Here is a 19,563-nt window from a genome sequence, read left to right on the forward strand (position 1 = left end):
TTGCGCCGCCTCGGTGCGAGCAGATCTTGCCGGCGGCCAGCGCGACGAGTGTTCGCGGTTGAATAGCCGGCTTCGATGAGGCATTTCTGAAATGAATGGAAGTCACCGGGCAGCCGGCCTCCCACCATCAAGCGAAAAGGACGCGGGCACGCAGCGCATGGCAGTCAGGCAATGAACTGGAAACGCTATTTCTGGCCGGTCGTCGGCATCGCCGCGGTGATCTTCTCGCTGCTGCTGCTCTGGCATGAACTGCGCGGTATTTCGCTCGACGATGTCTGGGATGGGCTCGCCGCCATCCCAACCCGCGGCTGGGTGCTGGCGGCGCTGAGTTCCGTCATCGCCTATGCCGCGCTCGCCGGCTACGACCACATCGCACTGCTGCATATCGGCAAGCGTGTGTCGTGGCTGTTCGTGACCCTTTGCTCCTTCACCACCTATGCGCTGTCGCACAATATCGGCGGATCGGTGTTTTCGGGCGCCGTCATCCGCTACCGCGCCTATGGCACCAGGGGGCTGACCGGTCAGGATGTCGGCGTGCTGGTGGCGATCTGCTGGATCACCTTCGTGCTGTCGACGATTCTCGCCTCCGGCCTCGTGCTGGTGTTCGAGCCTCAGATCATCGATCGCTTCTCTGGCATCGCCCATCATGGCCTGTCGGAAGCGGCGGGCATCGCGATGCTGCTCCTCGTCGCCGCCTACATCTTCGGCAGCTGGCTGCATTTGCGCCCGTTGAAGATCGCCAGATTCCAACTGCACTATCCGGCACTGCCGATCGTCGCCAGGCAATTGCTGATCGGCCCGATCGAACTGATTGCCGCCGCGGCGATCATCTTCTTCGCCCTGCCCGAGGCGCACAATCCCGGCTATTTCGTCGTGCTCGGCGTCTTCCTCGTCTCCTTCTCGGTCGCCCAGATCTCGCACGCGCCGGGCGGCCTTGGCGTGTTCGAGGTGGTGTTCCTCACCGGGCTTTCCGACATGGAGCCGGTCGGCGTGCTGGCGGCGCTGCTGGTGTTCCGGCTGTTTTACCTGATCATCCCGCTGATTCTGGGCCTGGGCGTGGTGCTGTTCTTCGAGCGTTCGCAGTTCAGCCGGACGGAGAGCTGAGGCGCGGATTGGATTTTGTGCCCGCCCCCGCGCACCTGAACCCCGGCGTATGAAACCCAGCTGTCAAAACGTAGCGATTGAACCGCAGAGCAGGCTTGACTATTTTCCGCTGGTGGCTACAAGGCAGCGCTCAAGCGGCTCAGCCGTTCGGCCCGCGCGGTTCATACCGCGCCTGCTGGGGAATAGGTTAACGGTAGACCCACGGACTCTGACTCCGTTAGTCCTGGTTCGAATCCAGGTTCCCCAGCCATATATCTTTAGGTCCGTTCCTGGCACGTGGATTACGGTTTTTACCGGAGGCATGGGTAACACTCTTGGCCCGAACGGGTTTGGAGTGGTTCGAGCCTGCATGCATCATCATCGAAGCCAGATACGGTCCTCAACCTGTTTGATGCCGATCTCGAAGCCGATCGTTCGCGGAAGTGCTTCGCCAGCACGCCTTTGATGCGCTCTGCCGACCAGGTCCATGGCGCGCGCCGCCACGATCAGCGCCTTCGTGGAATCGAAGCCGCCCGACGCGCCCATGATTGCGTGCTCGAGGTTGGTGGCCGAAAGCCGCGTCGCCAGACCCTGGACTTGGATGTGATTGGCTTTGTCCCAATCTTCCTGGCCCCGTTTAGCTGGTTTCCTGGCACTTTGGTACGTTTCCTAGGCTTTGCCGCCTTCATATTCGTAACTTGCTGACAGAACCGTCTGCGCGCCTGCCAACTACTTTTGACACAGATCAACGTCCGGTCGCCGCATTCGGGCGAAGTTAAGTCTGGCTGATTGGATCGACGAATGCAAAACACCGATTTCATTGACGCAGGCAGTACCGAGTTGATCCCCCCGAAGGACCGTTCGGTGAGCCGAATGCTCGTGCCGAGTTTACCCGAGCCTACTCCTCTGCAACCTGTCGCTTCCGCCGTGAGACCGCGCCGCCGGCTTTGGCTTGGGTTGGCGCTGGGTTTAGCCGCGGCCGCGGCCGCGGCAGGCGGATATTGGTGGCAGCATGCCGAGCCTGGACTTCCAGCAGGCATCGCCTTCGGCAACGGCCGGGTCGAGGCCGACGAGATCGACATCGCAGCCAAGTTCGGCGGCCGCATCGCCGCGCTCCTTGCCGACGAGGGCGACGGCGTCCGCGCCGGCCAGGTAGTCGCTCGGATGGATACGCAAGACCTCGAAACGTCGCTCCACAAGGCCGAGGCACAGATGCTCGGAGCGAGCCGCATGCTCGACGAGGCGAGCGCCAGCGTCGAGCAGCAGAAGGCACAGGTGAAGCTCGCTGAGCAGCAGCTCGCCCGCGCAATCTACCTTGCCGACAAAGGCTATGCGACGACCGAGATCCTCGACCAGCGCCACCAACAGATGGACGCCGCCAACGCTGCATTTACGGCAGCCAACGCGCGTGTCGGCGAGGCCGAACAGACACTGGCTGCGGCCAACCACGATGTCGACCTCTATCACATCAACATCGCTGACAATTCGCTCGTCGCGCCGCGCGCTGGTCGCATCCAATATCGCCTCGCGAATGTCGGCGAGGTGATCGGCGCCGGCGGCAAGGTCTTGACCATGCTCGACACCGGCTATGTCTATATGGATGTCTTCTTGCCCACGGCAGAAGCCGGTCGCGCGATGATGGGCAGCGACGCCCGTGTGGTGCTCGACGCCAGGCCTGATGCACCAATCCCGGCCAAGGTAGTCTTCGTCTCCGACCAAGCACAATTCACGCCGAAGGCGGTAGAGACCAAGGCGGAACGCGACAAGTTGATGTTTCGGGTCCGCGTGCGGGTGGACGCCGACTATCTGCGCGCCCACTCGGCAGAGGTGGGCTCCGGTCTTCCAGGCTTGGCTTATGTTCGACTCGATCCGGGCACGGAATGGCCGATTTCGCTTGCAGGCCGGACCGATGAACAGTCCCGATGATCCCGTCATAGCCGTCGACGGGCTATCGCACCGCTATGGCCGGACACTGGCGCTTGACAATGTGACGCTCGTCCTTTCGGCCGGCGCACTCGTCGGGCTGATCGGCCCGGACGGCGTCGGGAAATCGACGCTGCTCGGCCTCATCGCCGGTGCAAAGCGCATCCAGAGCGGCTGTGTGGCGGTGCTTGGCGGCGATATGGCGGACCGCGGCCACCGCGTCGCCGCTTGCCCGCGCATCGCGTATATGCCGCAAGGCCTCGGCAAGAATCTTTATCCCGATCTCAGCGTGCGGGAGAACATCGACTTTTTCGGCCGCCTATTCAGCCAGCCGGCACTCGAGCGCCATCGACGTATCGACGCCCTTCTCGAAGCGACCGGCCTCGCCCCTTTTCCCAACCGTCCGGCCAAGAAGCTCTCCGGCGGCATGCGGCAAAAGCTCGGCCTCTGCTGCGCCCTCGTCCACGACCCAGATCTCCTCATCCTCGATGAGCCGACCACCGGCGTCGACCCTTTGTCGCGCAGGCAGTTCTGGGAACTGATCGAGCGCATGCGCACCGCACGCCCTGGCATGAGCGTGGTTGTCGCCACCGCATATATGGAGGAGGCAGAGCGCTTCGACGAAATCATCGCCATGAATGCCGGCCGCATCCTCGCGATAGGCTCGCCGGCCGAGTTGAAGGCGCGCACAGGACAGCCTAACCTGGAAGAAAGCTTCATCGCGCTCCTGCCCGAGGCAGTCCGCGCCAGGCGGCGGACGCTCTCCGTCCCACCGCGTCCCTCCGGCGAGCGCGAGGCGGCGATAGTCGCCCGCAACCTGACCCGGCGCTTCAGCGACTTCGTCGCTGTCGACGGCGTGAACTTCACCATCGAGCGCGGCGAGATTTTCGGCTTCCTCGGTTCGAACGGCTGCGGCAAGACCACGACGATGAAGATGCTGACCGGGCTGCTGCCAGCTTCCAGTGGCACGGCTTGGCTGTTCGGGCAACCGATCGACGGCACCGACATGCGCCTGCGCGGACGCGTCGGATACATGTCGCAATCCTTCTCGCTCTACACGGAGCTCACCGTGCGGCAGAACCTCGACCTGCACGCACGGCTCTTCCACCTGCCCGCCAACAAGGCGCGTGTCCGCATTGCGGAACTGGTCGAGCGCTTCGGCCTAGGACCCCATATCGATCAGCGGGCAGCGCAGTTGCCTCTTGGCATCCGCCAGAGACTCTCGCTTGCTGTCGCAGTGGTTCATGAGCCGGAACTCCTTATTCTCGACGAGCCAACCTCGGGGGTCGACCCACTCGCTCGTGACGGCTTCTGGGAACTTCTCGTCGATCTGTCGCGCCGTCACGGTGTCACCATCTTCGTCTCCACCCATTTCATGAACGAAGCGGCGCGCTGCGATCGTCTCGCGCTCATGCAAGCGGGGCGTGTGCTGGCCACCGGAACGCCTGCCGAACTGGTCACCGCCACGAGTGCGGCCAATCTCGAGGACGCCTTCGTCGCCTATCTTGAAGCCGGTGAAAGAGAAACGCCCCGGCCCTCGCCGGCCCGCCAGGCAGTCGCCCCCACCGTTGGCCCGGTGCGCGCTACGCCACGGCGGGGCTTCAGCCTCGGGCGGCTCCTCGCCTATTCGCTACGCGAAGCGCTGGAGGTGTGGCGGGATCCTGTCCGGCTCGGCTTCGCACTCCTCGGCACGGCCTTCCTCATGATTGTGTTTGGGCTCGGCATCAACACCGACGTCAACCAACTGAGCTTCGCCGCGCTAGATCGCGACAACACGCCGGAGAGCCGCACCTATCTGCAAGAGTTCCGCGGCTCGCCTTATTTCACCGAGAAATCGGTGCTCGCCGACTACAGCGACCTGGAAAATCGCCTGAGGAGCGGCATTGTGACGGTGGCCATCGAAGTGCCACCCGGTTTCGGCCGCGACGTGCGGCGAGGGACTTCCGCCGAGATTGGCGCCTGGGTGGACGGCGCGATGCCGTTCCGAGCCGAGACCGCGCGGGCCTATGTGAGCGGCGTACATCAGCAATACCTGACCGATCTGGCGCGTCTGCAGCCGAACGGCCCGTCAGCGGCGGCTCCGGCCAGCATCGAGACGCGCTTCCGCTATAACCAGGACTTCGACAGCATCTACGCGATGGTTCCCGGCACCATCGCCATGCTGCTTGCCTTCATCCCGGCTATCCTCATGGCCGTGGGCGTGGTGCGCGAGAAGGAGCTCGGCTCGATCACCAACCTCTATGTAACGCCGGTCCGTCGCCTGGAATTCCTGCTCGGCAAGCAACTCCCCTATGTGGTGGTCGCCTTCGTCAGCTTCTTGAGTCTGCTTGCCATGGCGATCTTCCTGTTCGGCGTGCCGCTCAAGGGCAGCCTGCTCGCGTTGCTGGTCGGCGCGGTCCTCTATGTGACCGCCATGACCGGGTACGGATTGGTGATCTCGACCTTCACCAACACCCAGATCGCTGCCATCTTCGCCACCGGCATCATGACTTCTCTACCGGCCGTGCAGTTCTCAGGCATGCTGACGCCCGTCTCCTCCCTGGCGGGTTTTCCGGCCTTCATGGCCCACACGTTCCCGGCGATGTATTTCCTGCGCATCTCGGTTGGCACCTTCACCAAGGCGCTGGGCTTCCAAGAGCTTGCCGGAAACCTGCTGGCACTTGCGGTCTTCATCCCGCTTCTCACCTTGATCAGCCTGGCATTCCTCCGCCAGCAGGAGAGGTGACGTGACCCAGCACATGGCGAACATCTTCTGGCTCGGCGTCAAGGAGTTGCGGAGCTTCTCGCGCGATTTCGTACTCTTCGGCTTCGTCGTCTACTCCTTCTCGTTGGCGGTCTATACGCAGGCTGAGAGTCCCGCACAGGAGATCCACAACACTGCCGTCGCTATCGTCGACGAGGACCACTCGGTCCTCTCGCGCTCGATCGCCACGGCTCTGCTGCCGCCCTATTTCAGCCGTCCAACCGAGGTAGCAGCCGGCAAGGTTGACGAGCTGATGGGCGCCGCCCGCAGTACGTTTGTCCTCGACATCCCGCCCTATTTCGAGCGCGACGTCATGGCAGGGCGCCGGCCGGCTATCCAGGTCAACGTCGACGCCACCGCTATGATGCAAGCCGGCATCGGCGCTGGTTATCTGCAGCAGATCATCGCCGGCGAAATCGCTCATGCCAAACCGTTACGATACGACCCGGCAAATCTCGCTGTCCGCGTCGCCTTCAATCCCAACCTCACCACGCAACTTTTCAATGCCGTCATGGCCATCATCGGCAATGTCAACATGCTAGCCATCATACTTGCGGGCGCTGCAATCATCCGCGAGCGTGAACACGGCACCCTGGAGCATCTGCTGATCATGCCGCTTACGCCTCTCGAGATCGCAGCTGCCAAGGTGTGGGCGAACGGCCTGGTAATCACCGTCGCGGTCGGCCTGTCGCTTTGGCTGGTGATAGAGACATTGCTCGGAATTCGGATCGTCGGATCCATTCCGCTATTCATGGCAGGCGTCATGCTCTATTTGTTCTTTGCTACCGCCATCGGTATCTTCCTGGGCACGGTCGCCCGCTCAATGCCGCAGCTAGGGCTCCTGTTCATCCTGATCGCCCTGCCGATGAACATCCTCTCCGGTGGCAATACGCCGCTCGACAGCATGCCAGCATTCCTGCGGGCGGTGATGCAGTTGTCACCATCGACCCATTTCGTCAGCTTCGCCCAGGCAATCCTCTATCGCGGTGCTGGTTTTGACGTCGTGTGGCCGCAATTTGCCGTTGTTGGCCTGGTCGGCGGCGGATTCTTTGCCCTGTCCGTCATGCGTTTCCGCAAGATCAGTGCCATGGTGATGTGAGTAACCGCGCAGTCTCCATGCCATACTCCTCAGTTGAGGTCAGTTGAGGGACGGGCACGTGCGGACGTGCTGATCAAGCTTGCCCCATAGCGCCTCCTGATATCCCGATCTCAGCCATGAGCACGCGCAATTCGGCCGGAGGTGCAAGGCAGAAAGTTCGAAAAGCTTCCAAGAACCCCAGCCAAGTTTATTCATAATTTCAATCAGCAGCTTACACAGAACTTTATGTCCTGATGCAGGCCATTCCAGGTCACCCGTTCAGGTGGTGAGCGCGGCTGTGGTCGACCTTCGCGATATATAAAAGCAATTGCTAATATATTGAAAAGGTGACAGCATCGGGCTCCGCGTCGCGTATGGGAGGATGCCATGGCCGATGGTGGAATAAATGTCACCAAACTTGAATCCAAATCTCACGACAACCCGGATGAGGTTCGCTCGCCCGACAAGACACGTGTCGAGGTGGTGCGGCTTCCAGGCTTTACGCTCGGGCGGCTCAACATGGAGCCGGGATGGAAATGGTCCGAATGCGTGAAGCCGGTCGTCAAGACGGATAGCTGTCAGGTATCGCATGTCGGCTACGTCGTTTCCGGAACCATCACCGTCAAGATGAACGACGGGACCCAGAAGACGTTAACGAAGGGTACTTCCTATACGATCCCGCCCGGCCACGACGCCTGGGTGGAAGGCAACGAACGCTTCGTCTGCATCGAGGTCATGAGCGCCGAGCAATACGCCAAGCCGGCGTAGGGCAAACTGCTGGGCTGCTGGCTAAAAGGTTTCTCGTCGGGCGGCGAGGCTGCTGTCGCGACATGAATATGGTTGCAGCTCCGCCCGTCGGCCGCAGGCAGAAGACAAATCCTTTCGTTTCTCGAAAACGGAAGGATTTGGCGAACCTCCCTTGCCGGATACTGTCGTGGTTGCACGCCGGTCGCCTCATGCCTTCCACATGGTCGATCGAAGAACAGCCTGCATATGCTCTGCGAGGTCGAGTTCGCCGCGCGCCTCTATCTCCAAAAGATATCGGGCCTTGGCCAGGCGATCGCCTTCCTCAACCGCGGCATGGCCGCAGATGGCGAGCAGCGCCCTCTCCTCCTCCCGGCTGGCCCTGTCGGAGTCGCCGCCTAAGTCGTGCAGCGCCTTGCCGAACGCCGCGTATGCCGCCCTGTGCGCCTCGATCAGCTCTCGCAGTCTATCGGACGGTTCCTGGTCTTGGCCCGGCGACCCTGTGCCGCGTGCGGTTGCCGCAACCGTCGAGGCGACGACTGCGCTGCCGGAGTGGAAAAGCAAGGCGCGGCGGTTGATCCTGGACGTGGCGAACTCTCCCATTTGCTTCGATCGCCATGCGATCGATGACATGACACCATCTGACTGTAACACGACGGTTTGCATATTCTTGTCAGGATGGAAGGTTCGAGGCAGCCGACAGCAAGCGGCGCGTCACTCTTTAGGCGGCTCGAGGAAGGTGATATTTCCCGAGTGAAAAAGATTGATGGTGGCAGGTGCGTTCCAATGGCTAAGCTGCCTGAAGTTCTGCACGAGGCCGGATAATGGTCCCCGACACCGAGTTCATTCACGAAAGCATCAGCCAAGGCTGCGTGACGCTTGCCAATGGCGAATTCCTCATCGACAGGCTGGTGAAATATGTCGGCAACGGAAGGATCCGTTGGCATGTCGAGTTTCGTGGGCATCGCGTCGAGTTCACGACCGGCCAGCTCAAGAAGCAACCGACCTTCCGAAGGAAGATACTCGAACAGGCCGGCGTACTGCCGCCCCAGCGTGCCGGGGCGGATTACAGGCGATGGGCCATCGAGTTGAGGAAGAAGGCCGTCGAACTGCCTTGGCGGGACAGGCCGGTCGATGCCGGTTTCTCCATCGACAGCCTTGTCAGTCTTGGAGGCGATCGCTGGACGATCGACTATCAAGGCAAGGTCATCAAGTTCACGACGACCAAACTGCGCAGGCAAACCAGTTTCCGCAAACGCATGCTGGCCAAGGCCAAGGTGCTGCCGCCGCAACTGGATCCGGTCGCCTATCGGAAGTGGGTGGACTGGCTGATTCGAAACGCCATGGAGGCCGCACCGCAGGCCCGAGATACTTTGATGAGCGAGAAAAGTTGGCTCGACGACCTGCCGGAGCTGGCCGGCTGGCAAAACGAAGGGCCGCACGACGGGACCAATTAAGGGCGGCGCGCCACCTACAGTCCCCGTATCGTCACCCAAACCGCGCAGGGGCACGCCGACAGAACAGGTTGACGCGTGTTGGTGGGGCGGCCTTAAGACCAGCACGGTCTGAGGGCGGTACGGTGACGCATCGGTCTGCAAAACCGACGTAATGGGTTCAATTCCCATTCAGAGCTCCATTTTTAACAGCCGCCCACGCTGGCACTAGCAGGGCGGCTTTTTTGTCAGAGACGCCAGCCCTACCCCTCTTAAACAGCGGCGGTGCAACCATGGCGTTTGCAATGCTTGGAGGCACACATTGATGGCGAAGGAATCCAGGCGCGGCTGGCTCACCGTGGCGACGCGGGTCCTCCGCGAACTCGAAGATCGGAGCGACAATCGTTCGGAAACAGGCCAAACGCCCCTCCAAAACACCCTTTTGTTGCGCCGTCGCAACATACTTTGGGAAAAGTGTGCGCCTCGACCCTGCAATTGCCTTCCGTAAGGGAACTCCTGTGATACTGATACACAGAGCTAGGATTAGGCATAGCTCCATGCGGGGACAGGCCATGAAATACCTTTTGGCAGCAGCATTTTTGGGCGCCACCCTTACTTCGGCCATGGCGGCAGATGTTGTGAACGAGCTTCCGGTCGCTTCCACGTACGATTGGACAGGCGCCTATATCGGCGGCCAGATCGGTTACGCGTGGGGCAAGGACCATATCCAGGACGAGAACATCGCCAGCGGCGATTCAGATTATTCGGATAGCTTCAGGCTCCGTGGGGTCACCGGCGGTATTTTTGCCGGCTACAATATGCAATGGGGCAATATCGTCGGCGGCGTCGAAGGCGATATCGAGGCCTCCGGAATTGTCGGCCACAACCCGGACTGGCCGTTCGGAAGTGACGACAATACCCATGTCGATGCCCAGGGTTCGTTGCGCGGGCGCCTGGGCTATGCCTTTGACAACTGGCTACCCTATGTCACCGGCGGTTTGGCGCTGGGAGACATTCATACGAAGTTCGAAGACGGGCCGGCAACGGATTCCAAGTCTACCATCAAGGCCGGCTGGACGGTCGGCGCGGGTCTCGCTTACGCTTTCAACAAGAACTGGGTCGGCCAGGCCGAATATCGCTATACAGATTTCGGCAAGGTTACGACTGCAACCGATAACACTGACTCGGGTTGGGAAGAGCACGAACACCTCAAGACCAACGAGGTCCGAATCGGGATCGCCTATAAATTCTGATTTGCAGATCCTGTTTTTCAGGTCACCCGCTCAGCAGTTCCAAATATCGGTGCGTGTTCCGTACAGTGGTGCCACGATATATAGTGGTGCCATATAGGGTGATGCGGATATGCGGGTTAAAATAGCCAAACTGCAAGTTAGTCTGGATTGTGCTGAAGGTCAGAAAGCATTGGGCACACCGACTGCGCTTGTCTGACGAAGACAATGAGTCAGACGAGCCGGGAAATGGACCGCTTCAACCTTGGCACCTATCGCCGCCCGATCTCCACCCGCTCGACTGAGACCCAGCGCTGGTTCGATATCGGGCTGAACTGGTGCTACGGCTTCAACCATGAGGAAGGCATCAAGTGCTTTGAGAAGGCCTTGGAGACCGATCCCGGCTGCGCGATGGTGCATTGGGGCATCGCCTATGCCGCCGGGCCTTTCTACAATCTGACCTGGAAGGAACATGGTGAGGTCGAGGTCAACAGCGCGACCAGGCGCTGCTTCCAGCATGTCCGGCTTGCGCGTGCACACGCGGCCGGCGCCAGCGATGTCGAACGGCGATTGATCGAGGCGCTGGCCTCTCGCTTCCAGAAGCCGCACGAGGTCAGCCCGCAGGAATTCGAACGATGGGATGATGCCTATGCCGCCGCGATGCGGCGGGTCTACCAGGATTTTCCCGACGACCATGATGTGATGGCGCTGCTGGTCGAGGCGCTGATGATGCGCACGGTGCGGCGGCTGTGGAACCTCAAGACCGGCGAGCCGGCGCCGAATTCGGACGTGCTTGAAGCGCTGGAGGTTTGCGAGCGGTCGATCCGGCTTGCCGACGAGGCAGGCGCGGCGCAACATCCGGCGATCCTGCACCTGCACATCCATCTCCTGGAAATGTCCACCATGCCGGAGCGCGGCCTGCGCTCGGCCGGCCGGCTCGGCGAAATGTGTCCCGATGCCGGGCACATGAACCACATGCCGGGGCATATCTACGTGCTGTGCGGCGACTATGAGAAGGCGAGGATCGCCAGCGAAAAGGCGGTCCGCGCCAATGACCTCTATCTCGCCTATGCGGACGAGCCGACCTATTACCTGCTCGGCTGCTGCCACGACCTGCATCTGATGATGTTCACCTGCATGTTCCTTGGCCAGTACCGGCCGGCGCTGTGGGCCGCCGACAAGGTGCGCAGCCTGGTGACGCGAGACGTGGTCGCCATCCTGGACCGGCCCAAACTGACGCAAACGGTGGAGGGCTACCATGCGATGAAATCGCACGTGCAGGTGCGCTTCGGCCGCTGGCAGGAGATCATCGACGAACCGGCGGTCGAAGAGCCCGGCCTCTATGTGCTGACTGCGGCCATGCAGCATTACGCCAAGGGCGTCGCGCATGCGACGCTGAGGCAATTCACGGAAGCCGAGCGCGAGCGCGACCGGTTCCACCGGCATATGGAGACCATTCCGGTCGAACGGCGTTTCCTCAGCAACCCGACCCGCGCCTCGCTCGCTGTCGGTGTCGCCTTGCTCGACGGCGAGCTTGCCTACCACAAGGGCCGACACGAGGAGGCCTACGCCCATTTGCGCCAGGCGGTCGAGCTGGATGACAACCTCTCCTACACCGAGCCGTGGGCGTGGATGCACCCTCCCCGCCATGCGCTGGCGGCCTTGCTTCTCGACCGGGGCCACATGCAAGAGGCCGAGCGGGTCTATCGCGACGATCTCGGCATCAGCGGCAAGGTGCAGCGCTGCGCCCAGCACCCGGACAATGTCTGGGCGCTGCATGGGTTGGTTGAATGTTTGAGGCGGCGTGGCGAGAGCGAGGAGCTGCCGGCCCTGCAGGCAAGGCTCGCCACGGCGCTGGCCAAGGCGGATGTGGCGATCAGCTCGTCATGCCTGTGCCGGACGAGCGTGCAGCGCGGTTGTTGTCACTGAGATTCCGATCTGAGGATGTTTCTTCAGAAGATCTTCAGGCGATGGAAGCCCGAGCCGCCACAGCACGGACCGGGCAGCGCGGCGGCATCAGCCGATCAGGTCAGGCTGAAGGAACGGCTTTCCTCAATTAGTGCGGAGCAGTCGATCTCATCATGAAATTGGGCGCATGCATCAGGTGCAAGCCAGGAAGCGTAAGACCGAAGCCGTTTGAGCCTGGCTGTTTTCTCGAGCCGCGCCAGGCGCTCATCTTCGGCTGGTAGGGTATGAGGCGGCCTTTTGTTCCTCTCGGCGGGATCTTGCATATCGACTGTCCTCGGTCGGAGCCTACAAAGAGGCCCGCTTAATGAGGGAGTTGGCCCACTCACCGGAAGATAGGATCACCTGTTGCTCGGGGGGCCGCTCTCCACCTGGGCTCGATGCCACCACAGGCGCGGACGAAAGTCGCCATCCATTTTGATGACGCTGCCGCGAAGGTGTCGGACTCGGCAGCTGTAGCCCTCATGTGATGGCGCCGTCCGCTACGAGAATATCCGCGCCAGTTCGTCGATGCTTGCGCCTTCCTTGACCTGGCGCAGCTCGACATAGCTGACCGCGGCGGCGATCGACAGCACCATGGAGACCACGGTCTGCACCAGCGCGGCGCCCAGCTGCGCGAGAATCCCGCCAAACAGGACGAAAACCAGCAATATCCCCCACTGGATGACCATCGCGATGATCATCAATATGAGAAACAGGCCAAACAGCGACCAGCGGTTGCCCTTGGTCAGGGCACGGCTGCGCGACATCGAGCCGAAAACGCCCCGCCGCTCCTGAATCAGGACCGGCACCGACATCGACCATCCGAGCCACAAGATGATGCCGGGCACAATCAGGGCCAGCATGGCAAGGACCGAGCCAAAGGCGACGAGGAAGCCAATCGCCAGCGTCGGCAGCAGGAAGCGGATCGCAATCTGAATGCAGTCGCCGAAGGAGGGCCGCCTGCCGTTCAGGTCCTCGATCGTCGCCCGGACCAGTGACGACTGAAGCAGCATGGTGAAAACGAAGGAAACCAGCCCGGCGACGAGGCTGAGGTAGGAATTGCGAAACATCGCATGGGGATCCGCCATCGCGCCCGGATCGCCATGCAACATCGCGTCGACCTGAGGCTGGGTCCACAACCGGACAAGCAGCGTCGGCGCGCCGGCGAACAACGCGGCAAGGCCAAGGCAAAGCCCGATGTTGCGGCCGATGACGGCAAAGGTGTTGTTGAACACCCTGCCGATCTCGAATCGGCCGGGTTGTCCCAATGTCGCAGTGGTCATGATATTCCCCCGAGCCGCCGCAACATCCAAACAACCAACCTCGAAAGTAAATCTGGCAAGATTAAAAGGCTTCGTCCAGTGGCCTTGCAATTGTCCAGGCGTATTGCCAGTGTCGGCACCAAACCGCAGGTGCAGAGGGGCGAGCGGGTGACAGTCGCACAGCCGCAGGACGCCGAATGGCTGGCAAAGATACACAAGCAGTTGCTTGCGGACGATTCCATCCAGTTTGACCTGCCGACGCTGGTGCAGCCCGAGCCGCCGGAATGGCTGCGGCCTTTCCTGGAAGCATTGGCGAAGATCGGCCCTTACATGATCTACCTGTTCTGGGGCGCGGTGATCGTCGGCGTCGCGGTCATCGCGCTTCTCGTTGCCCTGGAGGCCAAGGGCGTGGCATGGCGCCTGCCGTGGCGGCGCGCCCGCAAGCAGGCAGAGGCGGAAGAGGCATGGCGCCCGGATGTTGGTGCCGCGCAGATCCTGCTGTCCGAGGCCGACGCGCTCGCCGCGCGCGGCGACTATGACGAAGCGGTGCATCTTCTGCTTCGCCGCAGCGTCGCCGACATTGCAGGGCGGCTGCCCGACTTTCTGCGCCCGTCGCTCACCTCGCGCGACATCGCCAGCGCCACATCGTTGCCGGCGCGGGCACGCAGCCCCTTCAGCGAGATCGCGCGCATCGTCGAGGCAGCGCTGTTTGCCCGCCGGCCGGTCGGAGCCGATGGCTGGCAGCAGGCGCGCGGCGCCTATGAACGCTTCGCCTTCAGGGATGCCTGGACATGAGCGCGCCGGCGGTCGAGGCCGCGCAGGAACCGTTCAACCGCAAAACCCTGTTCTGGGGCATTTTTGCCAGCCTGCTGGCGGCGGCGGGATTTTTCCTGCTGTCGACCTACGCGCCGGACTTTCGCCAGCCGGAAGGGGGCGGCACGCCGCTGTCCAAGGGCGGCTCCGGCTATGCCGGGCTCGTCGAATGGCTGAAACTCGCCAATGGACAGGCGCCACCGATGGCGCGCAGCGAGGAAGCGCTCAGCTTCGGCTTGGCGTCCGAATTCCTGCTGATCGTCACCATCGCGCCAAACAGCGACCCGGGCGCGCTGGCAAGAATCATCAAGCTTCGCTCGGGCAAGGCCACGCTGTTCGTGTTGCCCAAATGGATCACCTTGCCGTTGCAGGACCATGAAGGCTGGGAGATGAAGCTCGAACGACTGCCCGATACCGTCGTCAATGACTGGCTCGGGCGCATCGCCAAGGCCAAGCTTGGCGAAGGCAAGAGTTCGGTCGGGCAGATCGACGTCGCCGGCCGCATGGTCGCCGCGCCGGAAGACCTGCAATGGGTCGCGGACGATCACCCCTTGATCGCGGCGGGCAATGGCAAGGCCGTTCTCACGGAGCTCGACGAAGGGCCGTTCTACATCCTGACCGACCCCGATCTTATCAACAACGCGGCGTTGAAGGATCCGCAAAAGGCGGCGGCGGCACTCGACATCATCGCCATGCTGGAGCCCGGCAAGGGCGCGGTGATGTTCGACCTGACGCTGCATGGCGTCGGGCAGAAATACGATCTTGCCAAGCTTTTGGTCGAGCCGCCCTTCCTGGCGCTGACGCTGTCGGTGCTGGCGGCGGCGGCCCTCGCCTTCCTGCATGGGCTCGGCCGGTTCGGGCCGCCGCGCACCGAGGCCCGGGCGATTGCCTTCGGCAAGCGGGCGCTGGTCGACAGCACGGCGATGCTCTTGAAGCGCGCCGGGCGGCTCGGGGAGCTCGGCGATCGGTATGCGGCGCTGATGCGGGCGCGTGCCGGCGCATTGCTCGGCGCGCCGCAAGGCTTGCCGGGCGAAGCGCTCGACCGCTGGCTCGATTCTCGCGACCGAAGCGAAACGCAGGGCTTCAGCCGTCGCTTCAAGGCCGCGAGCGAAGCCGGGAATCTGGCGCAAATGCATCAAGCAGCGGAAGCGCTGCATGACTGGACGACAAGGAGGCTCGGTGAACGTCGATGATGTGAAGGCCCTGGCGACCGCGATCAGGGAAGAAGTGGCGAAAGCAATCACCGGGCAGCGCGACACGGTCGATCTGATGCTGACGGCATTGTTCGCCGGCGGTCACATATTGCTCGAAGGCCCGCCGGGAACCGCCAAGACCATGACCGCGCGATGCTTCGCGCAAGCGCTTGGCGTCGCCTATGGCCGCATCCAGTTCACGCCCGACCTGATGCCTGGCGATATCGTCGGCTCCAACATCTACAATTTCCAGAGCGGGCAGTTCACGCTGACGCGCGGGCCGATCTTCTGCGACCTTTTGCTTGCCGACGAGATCAACCGCACGCCGCCGAAGACGCAGGCCGCCCTTCTGGAGGCCATGCAGGAACACGCCGTCACTTTCGACGGCACCACGCATGCGCTCAGCCAGAACTTCATGGTGGTGGCCACGCAGAACCCGATCGAGCATCAGGGCGTCTACCCCCTGCCCGAGGCACAGCTCGACCGCTTCCTGTTCAAGCATCGGGTGAGCTATCCCGATCTCAAGGAGGAACGGGCCATCATCGTCCATCATGGCGGCGGCACCGCCTCGCACGATATTGCGCAATACGGCATCAACGCGCAGACGGACCGCAAGACGCTGGAAACAGCACTTGCCACGGTTGGTGACGTGACGCTGGTCGACGATGTCGTCGGCTATATAGCGGCCCTGGTGCGCCGCACGCGCGAAAGCCCGGACCTTGAGGTCGGCGCCAGCCCGCGGGCGGGCGCCATGTTAGCCCGGGCCGCACGCGCCAGGGCGGCACTCGACGGCCGCGCCTATGTCATCCCCGACGACGTCAAGGCGCTCGCCATACCAGCGCTGCGCCACCGCGTCATCCTGTCGCCGGCGGCGCAGATCGATGGGCGGCTGGTCGAGCAGATCGTTTCCGACCTGGTCGACCAGACGGAGGCGCCGCGTTGATCTACCCGACCGGCAGAGCGGTGTGGGCTGCGGCGGCGGGGGCGATCCCTGCCTTCCTCATCGCGCTTGCGCTGCCACATGTCTGGTACCTGGGCCTGCTGTGGATCTGTGTGCTGCTTGCATTTCTCGCGGTCGACGCGGCGGCCGGGCGTGGGCGTGCCTCGCTCAGCGCCAGTCTCTCGGCGCCACCGCAGGTCGGCGTCGGCGGGCGCTTTACCGTGCATGTCGCGGCCAGCCTCGGCCAGCAGGCGCGCGTGCTGCAAGCGCGTGTCGGCCACGATCAGCGTGTGGAGCCGGTCGGCCACACAGGCGGCGCGTTGCCGGCGAACGGCGGCACGCTCGATCTCGAATTCACGGCGCGCAGGCGCGGCATTGCCAGTTTCGACCGGGTCTGGCTGCGCTGGAACGGCCCGTTCGGGCTGACCTGGAACCAGGTCGTGCTGCCGATGGACCGCAAGGTGGCGGTACTGCCCGACGTCAGCAGCGCGCGCGACGAGGCGATCACCTTGCTGCAGCGCTCCGCGCTGGCCGACGGCCACGCGCAGAGGCGAGCCGGCCAGGGCCGCGAGTTCGAGGCGCTGAAGGACTATCAGCCAGGCATGGGCCGGCGGATGATCGACTGGAAGCGCAGCGCCCGCCACGGCAAGCTTCTGGCGCGTGAGTTCAGGATCGAGGAGAACAACAACATCGTGCTGGCGATCGACAGCGGCCGGCTGATGTGCGAGCCGGTCGACGGCGTGCCGAAAGTCGACCGGGCGGTGACGGCGGCACTTCTGTCGGCCTTCATTGCGCTCAAGGGCGGCGACCTCGTCAGCCTGTTCTCCTTCGATGCCACGCCCCGCGTCTCGAGCGGCGCGGTGCGCGGCTCGCCGAGTTTCACGATGATCCAGAAGCGAGCGGCCGAGATCGACTATTCCGGCGCGGAGACCAATTTCACGCTGGCGCTGACGACATTGGCGGCAAAGCTCGACCGGCGCTCGCTGGTCATCGTCTTCACCGATTTCGTCGATCCTATCAGCGCCGATCTGATGCTGCGCACCGTCGGCCGGCTGACCGAGCGGCATCTGGTGCTGTTCATGCTGATGAAGGATGTCGAACTGGAGACGCTGGCCGACATGCCGCCCGCGAAACCCGAGGATGTGGCCCGCGCGGTCACTGCGGGCGGCCTGCTTCGGGAGCGCCAAGTGGTGATCGGGCGGCTGCGGCTGCTGGGCGCCCATGTGATCGAGGCCGACCATCAGCGGCTCGGTCCGGCCTTGGTCGAGCGCTATATCCAGCTCAAGGAGGAGAACCTCCTATGACGCTGCCCGCCGGCACCGATGCCGTACGCCAGTCGCTGGCAAGCTTCCGCCAGGAGCGCGAGGCCGACTGGAAGGCGTTCGAGGCGCTGCTGGCCCGCGTCGAAAGACGCGCGCCGCGCACGCTTTCGGAAGACGAGTTGCTGTCGCTGCCCCTGCTCTACCGTTCGGCGCTGTCCTCGCTCTCGGTGGCCCGCGCGACGTCGCTCGACAGCGCGCTGATCGCCTATCTGGAGGCGCTCAGCCTGCGCGGCTATTTCTATCTCTATGGCGCGCGACGAAGTTTGAGGGAGCGCGTCGGCGATTTCTTCCTGCGTGACTGGCCGGCGGCGATCCGCGATCTGTGGCGCGAGACCTGGGTGTCGGTCGCACTGACGGTGATCGGCGCCATTGCCGGCTACTGGCTGGTGGCCTCCGACAAACGCTGGTACGACGCCATCATCGCACCCAGCCTTGCCGGCGGGCGCAATCCGGATTCGTCGACCGAAGTGCTGCGCAGCGTGCTCTACGATGGCGGGAGCAGCCATTTCCTGTCCGGCTTTGCCGCCTATCTGTTCACCCACAACACGCAGGTGGCGATCCTGGCCTTTGCTCTCGGCTTCGCCTTCGCGGTGCCGAGCGTTCTGATCATCCTGATGAACGGATGCATGCTGGGCGCGCTGTTCCAGGTCTATGCGGCCAAGGGGCTGGGCTTGGAGCTTGGCGGTTGGCTGTCGATCCACGGCACGACGGAGCTGTTCGCCATTGCGCTGGCGGGCGCGGCCGGCATGCGCATCGGCACGCGCATCGCCTTCCCCGGCGAACTGACCCGGATGGCTGCCGCCGCCCAGGCCGGGCGGGTGGCGGCGACCGTGATGGTCGGCGTGATGATGATGCTTCTGTTTGCCGGCCTGCTCGAAGGCATCGGCCGGCAGACGATCACCAGCGATGCGACGCGCTACGCCATTGGCGGCGGCATGCTGACGTTGTGGATCGCCTATTTCTACCTGTTCCGGATGGTGCGACATGGCAACGGCTAGGAACCCTGCCGAGCTGACAAGGCCACTGATCACGCCGGAAGGCGTCGACCTCAGGATCAAGCTGGCGGACGCCGGTACGCGGGCTTCGGCCTTCCTGCTCGATGTGGTGATCATCGTCGCGGCCGCTGTTGCGGTCACCCTCGTCGTCATCTTCGGCCTCGGCGGCCTTGGCGTGAAGGAGGCGGAGCCGCTCTTCATCGTCTGGATCATCTTCATCTTCCTGCTGCGCAACGTCTATTTCATCACCTTCGAGGCGGGCCGGCGGGCCGCGACGCCCGGCAAGCGGATCGTCGGCGTGCGGGTCGCCTCGCGCAGCGGCGCGGGTTTCACCATCGACCAGGTGATCGCGCGCAACCTGATGCGCGAGATCGAGGTTTTCCTGCCGCTGTCGATCATCGCCGCGCGCGGCGGCGCCGGCGTAGCCGACACGCTGTCGACGATTTTCGGCCTGGTGTGGTCGCTGCTGTTCTCGCTGTTTCTACTGTTCAACCACGACCGGCTGCGCATTGGCGACCTGCTTGCCGGAACCTGGGTGGTGGAGACGCCGAAATTCAAGCTGGTCGAGGACCTTTCGCAGCGAAAGGATCCGGTCGCCAGGCGCTTCCCTTTCAGCCCGGCGCAGCTCGACGCCTATGGCATCGCCGAATTGCACAAGCTGGAAGAAGTGCTGCGCCGCGACGATTATTCTGCAATGAAAGCTGTGGCGGAAACGATCGGCCGCAAGATCGGCGCGAGGATCGAGCCGATCGATTCGAAGGCCTTTTTGACCGCCTACTACGGTGATCTGAGGGCGCATCTCGAGCGCAAGCTGCTGCTCGGCAACCGCAAGGCGGACAAGTATGCGCGGTAGCAACC

The 19,563-nt window shown here is 63.1% G+C and carries 17 protein-coding genes and 2 tRNA genes; 16 read left to right on the forward strand and 3 right to left on the reverse strand.

Annotated features, from left to right (window positions below; all coding sequences use genetic code 11):
• The first annotated feature begins 171 nt into the window (after positions 1-171).
• Both CK226_RS09020 and CK226_RS09025 read left to right on the forward strand, forming a co-directional pair.
• Positions 172-1,104 carry a lysylphosphatidylglycerol synthase domain-containing protein gene (locus CK226_RS09020; RefSeq protein ID WP_095770473.1) on the forward strand — a complete coding sequence of 311 codons (933 nt, stop codon included), beginning with the start codon at positions 172-174 and terminating at the stop codon, positions 1,102-1,104.
• A 176-nt stretch (positions 1,105-1,280) separates the two neighbouring features.
• Positions 1,281-1,354 (forward strand) — tRNA-Gln (locus CK226_RS09025).
• A gap of 107 nt (positions 1,355-1,461) precedes the next feature.
• On the opposite strand, the gene CK226_RS34820 is transcribed toward CK226_RS09025, so the two are convergent.
• A complete protein-coding gene (locus tag CK226_RS34820) occupies positions 1,462-1,629 on the reverse strand; it encodes a hypothetical protein (RefSeq protein ID WP_179301001.1) in 168 nt (55 codons plus the stop codon).
• A gap of 255 nt (positions 1,630-1,884) precedes the next feature.
• On the opposite strand from CK226_RS34820, the gene CK226_RS09030 reads away from it, so the two are divergent.
• The 4 genes from CK226_RS09030 (at position 1,885) to CK226_RS09045 (ending at position 7,595) form a co-directional block, all read left to right on the forward strand.
• Positions 1,885-3,009 carry an HlyD family efflux transporter periplasmic adaptor subunit gene (locus CK226_RS09030; protein WP_245437698.1) on the forward strand — a complete coding sequence of 375 codons (1,125 nt, stop codon included), beginning with the start codon at positions 1,885-1,887 and terminating at the stop codon, positions 3,007-3,009.
• Positions 2,993-5,731 carry a ribosome-associated ATPase/putative transporter RbbA gene (rbbA, locus tag CK226_RS09035; RefSeq protein WP_095791620.1) on the forward strand — a complete coding sequence of 913 codons (2,739 nt, stop codon included), beginning with the start codon at positions 2,993-2,995 and terminating at the stop codon, positions 5,729-5,731. The genes CK226_RS09030 and rbbA overlap by 17 nt, the downstream gene beginning before the upstream one ends.
• Before the next feature lie 13 nt (positions 5,732-5,744).
• A complete protein-coding gene (locus CK226_RS09040) occupies positions 5,745-6,848 on the forward strand; it encodes an ABC transporter permease (protein ID WP_095791621.1) in 1,104 nt (367 codons plus the stop codon).
• A 366-nt stretch (positions 6,849-7,214) separates the two neighbouring features.
• On the forward strand, positions 7,215-7,595 hold the full coding sequence (locus CK226_RS09045; protein WP_095770476.1) for a cupin domain-containing protein: 381 nt from the start codon (positions 7,215-7,217) through the stop codon (positions 7,593-7,595).
• A 186-nt stretch (positions 7,596-7,781) separates the two neighbouring features.
• Here the strand turns inward: CK226_RS09045 and CK226_RS09050 are convergent, their stop codons facing one another.
• Positions 7,782-8,237 carry a hypothetical protein gene (locus tag CK226_RS09050; RefSeq protein WP_245437699.1) on the reverse strand — a complete coding sequence of 152 codons (456 nt, stop codon included), beginning with the start codon at positions 8,235-8,237 and terminating at the stop codon, positions 7,782-7,784.
• 158 nt (positions 8,238-8,395) lie between these two features.
• Between CK226_RS09050 and CK226_RS09055 the strand changes: the two genes are divergently transcribed.
• The 4 genes from CK226_RS09055 to CK226_RS09070 all read left to right on the forward strand — a co-directional run bounded on the left by CK226_RS09055 (position 8,396) and on the right by CK226_RS09070 (position 12,162).
• A complete protein-coding gene (locus CK226_RS09055; RefSeq protein ID WP_095791622.1) occupies positions 8,396-9,028 on the forward strand; it encodes a hypothetical protein in 633 nt (210 codons plus the stop codon).
• 105 nt (positions 9,029-9,133) lie between these two features.
• A tRNA-Cys gene (locus CK226_RS09060) sits at positions 9,134-9,207 on the forward strand.
• 369 nt (positions 9,208-9,576) lie between these two features.
• The gene (locus CK226_RS09065) at positions 9,577-10,257 is read left to right on the forward strand and encodes an outer membrane protein (RefSeq protein WP_179295929.1); all 681 of its coding nucleotides are present in this window, start codon (positions 9,577-9,579) and stop codon (positions 10,255-10,257) included.
• Positions 10,258-10,482: 225 nt separating this feature from the next.
• On the forward strand, positions 10,483-12,162 hold the full coding sequence (locus tag CK226_RS09070; protein WP_095791623.1) for a hypothetical protein: 1,680 nt from the start codon (positions 10,483-10,485) through the stop codon (positions 12,160-12,162).
• Between the two features lie 518 nt (positions 12,163-12,680).
• Here the strand turns inward: CK226_RS09070 and CK226_RS09080 are convergent.
• Positions 12,681-13,463 carry a hypothetical protein gene (locus CK226_RS09080; RefSeq protein WP_095770482.1) on the reverse strand — a complete coding sequence of 261 codons (783 nt, stop codon included), beginning with the start codon at positions 13,461-13,463 and terminating at the stop codon, positions 12,681-12,683.
• A gap of 90 nt (positions 13,464-13,553) precedes the next feature.
• Between CK226_RS09080 and CK226_RS09085 the strand changes: the two genes are divergently transcribed.
• The 6 genes from CK226_RS09085 to CK226_RS09110 are packed head-to-tail and all read left to right on the forward strand — an operon-like array spanning position 13,554 to position 19,558.
• On the forward strand, positions 13,554-14,237 hold the full coding sequence (locus CK226_RS09085) for a DUF4129 domain-containing protein (protein ID WP_095788467.1): 684 nt from the start codon (positions 13,554-13,556) through the stop codon (positions 14,235-14,237).
• Positions 14,234-15,448: a DUF4350 domain-containing protein gene (locus CK226_RS09090; RefSeq protein ID WP_095791624.1), complete on the forward strand. Its 1,215-nt coding sequence runs from the start codon at positions 14,234-14,236 to the stop codon at positions 15,446-15,448. Before CK226_RS09085 ends, CK226_RS09090 begins: the two co-directional genes overlap by 4 nt.
• Entirely contained in the window at positions 15,435-16,391 is a 957-nt protein-coding gene (locus CK226_RS09095) for a MoxR family ATPase (protein WP_095791625.1), read from the forward strand. The genes CK226_RS09090 and CK226_RS09095 overlap by 14 nt, the downstream gene beginning before the upstream one ends.
• The gene (locus tag CK226_RS09100; RefSeq protein WP_095791626.1) at positions 16,388-17,692 is read left to right on the forward strand and encodes a DUF58 domain-containing protein; all 1,305 of its coding nucleotides are present in this window, start codon (positions 16,388-16,390) and stop codon (positions 17,690-17,692) included. Before CK226_RS09095 ends, CK226_RS09100 begins: the two co-directional genes overlap by 4 nt.
• Positions 17,689-18,708 carry a stage II sporulation protein M gene (locus tag CK226_RS09105; protein WP_095791627.1) on the forward strand — a complete coding sequence of 340 codons (1,020 nt, stop codon included), beginning with the start codon at positions 17,689-17,691 and terminating at the stop codon, positions 18,706-18,708. Before CK226_RS09100 ends, CK226_RS09105 begins: the two co-directional genes overlap by 4 nt.
• The gene (locus CK226_RS09110) at positions 18,695-19,558 is read left to right on the forward strand and encodes an RDD family protein (protein WP_095791628.1); all 864 of its coding nucleotides are present in this window, start codon (positions 18,695-18,697) and stop codon (positions 19,556-19,558) included. The genes CK226_RS09105 and CK226_RS09110 overlap by 14 nt, the downstream gene beginning before the upstream one ends.
• Positions 19,559-19,563 lie beyond the last annotated feature (5 nt).

This window comes from Mesorhizobium sp. WSM4311, assembly GCF_002295115.1.
In the GTDB taxonomy this organism is placed as follows: domain Bacteria; phylum Pseudomonadota; class Alphaproteobacteria; order Rhizobiales; family Rhizobiaceae; genus Mesorhizobium.